General features: G+C 71.1%; 5 protein-coding genes. 4 read left to right on the top strand and 1 reads right to left on the bottom strand.

All coding sequences use genetic code 11. The features are described from left to right. Positions 1–159: 159 nt before the first annotated feature. Positions 160–792, top strand: a complete 633-nt coding sequence (locus tag ASE56_RS06695; RefSeq protein WP_056226577.1) for a LysE family translocator — start codon at positions 160–162, stop codon at positions 790–792. A 103-nt stretch (positions 793–895) separates the two neighbouring features. Here the strand turns inward: ASE56_RS06695 and ASE56_RS06690 are convergent, their stop codons facing one another. Then, positions 896–2,377, bottom strand: coding sequence for an FAD-dependent oxidoreductase (locus ASE56_RS06690; RefSeq protein ID WP_056226576.1), 1,482 nt, complete (start codon positions 2,375–2,377; stop codon positions 896–898). A gap of 165 nt (positions 2,378–2,542) precedes the next feature. Between ASE56_RS06690 and ASE56_RS06685 the strand changes: the two genes are divergently transcribed. From ASE56_RS06685 to ASE56_RS06675, 3 genes are all read left to right on the top strand, one after another. Then, a complete protein-coding gene (locus ASE56_RS06685; RefSeq protein ID WP_056226574.1) occupies positions 2,543–3,211 on the top strand; it encodes a TetR/AcrR family transcriptional regulator in 669 nt (222 codons plus the stop codon). A 186-nt stretch (positions 3,212–3,397) separates the two neighbouring features. Then, positions 3,398–4,639 carry an acyl-CoA dehydrogenase family protein gene (locus tag ASE56_RS06680; protein WP_056226571.1) on the top strand — a complete coding sequence of 414 codons (1,242 nt, stop codon included), beginning with the start codon at positions 3,398–3,400 and terminating at the stop codon, positions 4,637–4,639. Positions 4,640–4,843: 204 nt separating this feature from the next. After that, complete coding sequence (locus ASE56_RS06675) at positions 4,844–6,016, top strand: AI-2E family transporter (RefSeq protein WP_056226570.1); 1,173 nt, start codon at positions 4,844–4,846, stop codon at positions 6,014–6,016. Positions 6,017–6,019: the final 3 nt, after the last annotated feature.

The following is a 6,019-nucleotide window of genomic DNA, read 5'->3' as shown; positions in this document are numbered from 1 at the left end:
ATCCGCCTCACGTGCCCCACATGGCTGCCCGCGCACCCCACACCCACCATTCGCGGCAACTCACCGCCGCAGCAGCGGGGTCGCGGCATCCGGAATCTCCTCATGACCGCCCGCCACGCGCGATACCGCCCCGAAACGCGACGGCAGTACAGTTCACGCATGCCTCCGATCGAGAACCTGCTGGCGTTCGTCGCGGCGTCGTTCGTGCTCATCGTCATCCCGGGTCCCGGCGTGCTGTTCGTGATCGGGCGCTCCATCGCACTCGGCCGCCGCGCGGGGCTCCTCAGCGTGCTCGGCAACGCGATCGGCAACATCCCCGCGATCCTCGCGACGGCGTTCGGCATCGGGGCGATCGTGGCCTCGTCGATCGTGGCGTTCACCGTGCTCAAGATCGTCGGGGCGGCGTACCTGGTGTGGCTCGGCATCCAGGCGATCCGTCACCGCCGCGATCACGTCGCCGGCCCCGCGCCGAGCCCGAAGTCGCGCTGGACCCTCCTGCGTCAGGGCTTCGTCGTCGGCGTCACCAACCCCAAGACGATCGCGTTCTTCGTCGCCGTGCTGCCGCAGTTCGTCGACCCGCACGCGGGAGCCGTGTGGCTGCAGCTGCTCGCCTTGGGCCTGATCTTCCAGGTGCTCGCGCTGGTCTGCGATTCGACCTGGGCCCTCGCCGCCGGCACCGCGCGCACGTGGTTCGCGGGGTCGCCGAAGCGCCTGTCGGCCCTCTCGGGCACGGGCGGGTTCATGATGATCGGCCTGGGCGGCGCGCTGGCGCTGACCGGCGCGAAGAGCTGACGCCGGGCCCTCGAAACTGCACTTCGCTGACAACTCAGCATCATCCTGCAGCGAATGTGTCAGCGAGATGCAGTCTCAGCGCCGCGTCGCGACCGCCACGTCCTCAGCGCCCGCGCACACCCAGATCGGCGGATGCCGCACCCTCGAGCCGCGTGCCGTCCGGCGCGTAGCGCGAGCCGTCGACGGGGCTGTCCCAGGAGCGTTCCGCGTCGTTCCAGGTGAGCGGGGCCGGGGCGACCACCGCGCGCGTCTGTCCCTCGATCGTCGAGACCGCCGCGGTCCGGAGCCCCTGCCGCGACACCAGACCGGCGCCCTCGGCCGGGCGCTTCACCGGCGCCGGAGCCGCCGCAGCGAACGCCCCCGCGGCCACGCCGACGCGCCGCCCCGCCTCGCCGATCCCCCGGCCGAGGTCGGCGGGAACGGTCATGCGGGTGCCGATCGTGCGCATCCACTGCGGGCGGTCTCTGCGCGAGACCCCGCGGATCTCGTCGGTCAACCGCATCGCGGCGGCGGGGCCGTTGGTCAGCCCCCACCCCGCGTATCCGGTGGCGAAGCGGAGGCGTCCGAGGCCCCTCGGCATCCCTCCGACGAAGGGCACGAGGTTGTGCGATTGGTAGTCCTGGCCCGACCAGCGGGCGATCTCGGCGCCGATCGGCAGCGTGCGGCGGGCCCAGGCGGCGAGGCCTTCGGCGAGAGCGACTTCCGAGGGGGCGGAGCCGACCGGATGCCGTGCCCCGGTCACCAGCAGAACACCGCGTCCGAACGAGGACGGTGCCGCGACGACGCTGCGGCCGTCGGCGCCGACCTCGCTCCACATGCCGCCGGGGGCCTCGGCATCCCCCTCCATCTCGAACGCGATCGCCCACGAACGCAGCGCGCGCGTCTTGAGATCGTAGAGGCCGCGGCGCGCGATGGGCGTGCCGGTGGCGAGCACGACGGTGTCGCCCAAGATCGTGCCGTGGTCGGTGTCGACGCGACCGGTGGGGAGGGCGTGGACGTCGGTCACGCGCACGCAAGTGTGCAGCGTCGCCCCGGCCGCGAGGGCTGCTTCGGCGAGCGTGCGCGAGAGCGCCGCGGGGTCGAGGGCGAGCTGGTCATCGAGGGCGAGGGCTCGCACGGGCGTGCGACCGCCGAGGTCGGAGGGGGCGTCTTCGCGGACGGAAAGCCCCGCCTCGCGCGCGGCGTCGCGCACCGCGTCGATCGCCGAATCGGTGGCGATGCCCCGACCGAACGTGAAGGCGGTGCGCCGGTCGGCGGCGGCACCGGCGCGCTCGGAGAGCCACTCCTGCCCCGCGCGATTCGCGTCGACGTAGGCCTTCACGAGTCCGGCGGGGTGATGCGCGCGAAGCGCCGCGAGGGTCGTCCCCTGCAGAAGGGATGCCATCCCCACCGACGTCCCGGTCGCCCCCTGACCCACCTCGCCGGCGTCGACCAGGGCGACGTCGACTCCCGCTTCGGCGAGCATCACCGCGGTCGAGAGACCGGTGATCCCCGCCCCGACGACGACCACATCGTGCCGCGCGTCGGGTTCGAACGGCGTCCCGTCGACGGACGTCTGGTCGCGGTGCCACAGGGAGGAGGTCATGCGTTCATCCCATCGCGGGCGCGGGGGTCTCGGCATCCGGTTGCCTCCATCGCCCGGATCGTCTACTCCCGCGTGAGGGGTCGACCACGGTCGCCTGGAAATGCTCTCGGCGACACTTCTCGACCTCTCACGCGCGCGAAGGCGGGCCGCGGATAGGCTCGGGGCGTGACCGACAGCGCCGCCCCCTCGAGCCGGACGGCCGTCGTGTCCGCAGCGATCGACCTGTTCGTCGAGCACGGCTACGACCAGACCTCCGTCGAGCAGATCGCGCAAGCGGCGGGAGTGTCGCGGTCGACGTTCTTCCGGCAGTTCGGCGGCAAAGAAGACGTCGTCTTCGCCGACCACGAGGTGCTGCTCACCGAGACGCGCGCGTACCTCGCGCAGCCGCACGACGACCCGTGGGCGGCGGTGTGTGAGGCATCGGTGCGGGTGTTCCGGCACTTCGCCGCCGACCCCGAGGTGGCCCGGCGCCGCTACGCGATCGTGCGGCAGATCCCGGGCCTGCGCGACCGCGAGATCGTCACGGTGTTCCGCTACGAACGCCTCTTCGACGAGTACCTGCGCGAGGCGCTCCCCGGACTCGACCCCCTGGATGCCGTCGGCTTCGCGGCCTCGGTCACGGCGGTGCACAACCACGTGCTGCGGCGGCTGATGCGGGGTGCGCGGGTGCCGGCATCCATTCTTCGTCGCGCCCTCGACGACGTGCTGCGCCGCTACGGCGTGCACCCCGACGGGGACGATGCGGCCGGAGACGACCTGATCGTCGCGGCGTTCCCGCGGCGCATGCCCGCGGCCGAGGTCACGCGGCGGCTGCGCGGGGCGCTCGGGGACTGAGTTCGGGGCGCGGCGCTCGGGGCTGAGCGCGGGGGTGCGGCCGCTCGCTCGACCGCCCCGCCTGACCGTTGAGTGTCCGAGACGCCCGGACACTTCCGAAAATCGTCCGCGTGTTCTGGACACTCATCGGGCGATGAGCTACCAGAACCGTGACACCGAGTACCAACATGCGCGATACTGGGACCCATGACCATCGACGCCGATGCCCGCACGCTCCCCGGTGAGCGCGTCGCCCGCTACGACCTGCTCGGTCGCCGCGACACCGACTACTACGCGGTGTTCGCCGACATCCCCGACGCTGACCGCGCCGTGTGGGACACCGCCAAGGCCTTCGCCGACGAGGTCGGCACGCGCATGCAGGGCGAATGGGATGCCGCGAGCTACCCGATCGACCTCGTGAAGCGCATGGGTGAGCTCGAGCTGTTCACCGACGGCATCGAGCACGACGAGCTGCCCTACACCTCGCCCCTCGCCGCGGGTCTGGTCAACATGGAGATCTCGCGCCACGACGGCTCCCTCGCCACCGCCCTCGCCGTGCAGGGCGGGCTCGCACTGCGGACGCTCGCGTTCTACGGCTCGGCCGAGCAGCAGCAGCGCTGGCTGAAGCCCCTCGCCGAGGGAACCGTGCTGGGCGCCTTCGCGCTGACCGAGCCCGACCACGGCTCCGACTCCGTCTCGCTCGAGACCACCGCGACGCGCACCGACGACGGCTGGTCGCTCAGCGGCACGAAGAAGTGGATCGGCAACGGCGCCTCCGGCGGCATCACCTTCGTGTGGGCACGCGTCGAGAACGAAGGAGGCGACGACCACGGCAACGTGCGGTGCTTCCTTGTCGAGCAGGACACCCCCGGCTACACGGGCACCGTCATCACCGGAAAGGTGTCGCTGCGCGGCATCCACCAGGCTCACATCGCGATGGACGACGTGCGTCTTCCCGCGGATGCCGTGCTGCCCGGCACCCACACCTTCAAGGACGCGTCGGTCGTGCTCTTCGCCACGCGCTCGGGTGTGGCCTGGTCGGCGCTCGGCCACGCGACCGCCTGCTACGAGATCGCGCGGACGTATGCCACCGAGCGCATGCAGTTCGGAAAGCCCCTCGCGAAGTTCCAGATGGTGCAGGAACGCCTCGCGCAGATGCTCGACGAGCTCACCGCGATGCAGCTGTACTGCCGTCGTCTCGCCGACCTCGAGTCGTCGGGAGGCCTGCGCCCCACCCAGGCGTCGCTGGCGAAGTACCACAACACCCGCGCCGCGCGCCGGGTCGCCGCGATCGCCCGCGACCTGCTCGGCGGTAACGGCATCCTGCTCGAGAACGGCGTGATGCAGCACATGGCCGACATCGAGGCGATCCACACCTACGAGGGCACCGAGAGCGTCCAGGCGCTGCTGCTCGGCCGCGACATCACGGGCATGAGCGCGTTCGTCTGATCCCGGATGCCGGGTGACCGGCGGCCGACTCCACTCAATGACGTCGCGCGCGTTCGGTCCCGGATGCCGTGGCCGGACTGAGCGGGCCCGCGCGGGCCCGCGGCCCGCGGAACGCCGGGGATCCCGGCATCCGTCGCTCTATCCGCCCCCGGGATGGCGCGCAACCTCCGCACCCATGTCGGAGGCCCCCGCTACCTTGTGAGCATGGGCCTGTTCTCTCGTCACCCCGCGCCGCGCGACGCCGTCAACTCCGTCGCGCAGGCCGTCCAGACTCCGCCGAAGAGCCTTTGGGCCGACGGGTTCGGCCGGCTCGCGGTGCGGGCCGTGCAGATCATCGTCGTCGTGGTGCTCGTCGCGGGGATCATCTGGGGCATCCAGCAGGTGACGCTCGTCATCATCCCGCTGGTACTCGCGCTCATCTTCGCCTCCGCCTTCGGCCCGGTCACGATGTGGATGCGCCGCAAGGGCGTGCCCTCGGTCATCGCGACGCTGCTCACTCTGCTCGCCGTTGTCGTCGTGCTCGCCGCGCTCGGTTGGCTGGTCGCCAACGCCGTCATCAACCAGTGGGACTACCTCAGCTCGCAGGCTGTTCAGGGCTTCGAGCAGGCCCAGGACTGGTACCACACGCTGCCCTTCGCGATCTCTCAAGACCAGGTCAACCAGGCGATCCAGGGCATTCAGGGCTTCGTCACGAGCTCGTCCTTCGGCACCGGTGCACTCGCCGGCGTGAGTGCGATCGCCTCGTTCGTGACGGGCTTCGTGCTGATGGTCGTCATCCTCTTCTTCTTCCTCAAAGACGGCCCCCGCATGTGGGAGTTCGTCCTGCGTCCGTTCCACGGCAGCGACTACGAGCGGGCCCGTCGCATCGGCGACAAGACGGTTACCGTCCTCGGCTCGTACGTCCGCGGCACGGCGTCCGTCGCCGCCGTCGATGCGATCGGCATCGGCATCGGCCTCGCGATCCTGCAGGTGCCGCTCGCGCTGCCGCTGGCCGTGCTCGTCTTCCTGCTCGCGTTCATCCCGATCGTGGGTGCGGTCACCGCCGGCATCCTGGCCGCGCTCGTCGCGCTGGTCACCAACGGTCCGATCGTGGCCCTCATCGTCGTCGGAATCGTCGTGCTCGTGAACCAGCTCGAGGGCAACTTCCTCCAGCCGGTGCTCATGGGTCGCTCGATGAAGCTGCACTCGTTCGTCGTGCTCGTCGTGCTGGCCGGTGGTACCGCGATCGGCGGCATCCTCGGCACCCTCCTGGCCGTGCCCCTGACCGCCGTGGTGTGGGGCATCATCACCGTCTGGAACGGCCCCGACAAGCCGGCCGAGTGGGCGCGCCGCAAGAAGCGTAAAGATCCCGTCCCCCTGTCGGGTAACGAGAGCTGACGC

The sequence above is a fragment of the Microbacterium sp. Leaf203 genome (assembly GCF_001421275.1).
Classification (GTDB): Bacteria; Actinomycetota; Actinomycetes; order Actinomycetales; family Microbacteriaceae; genus Microbacterium; species Microbacterium testaceum_A.
The sequence above is the reverse complement of the archived record's forward strand: the minus strand, read 5'-3'. Positions and strand labels throughout refer to the sequence as shown.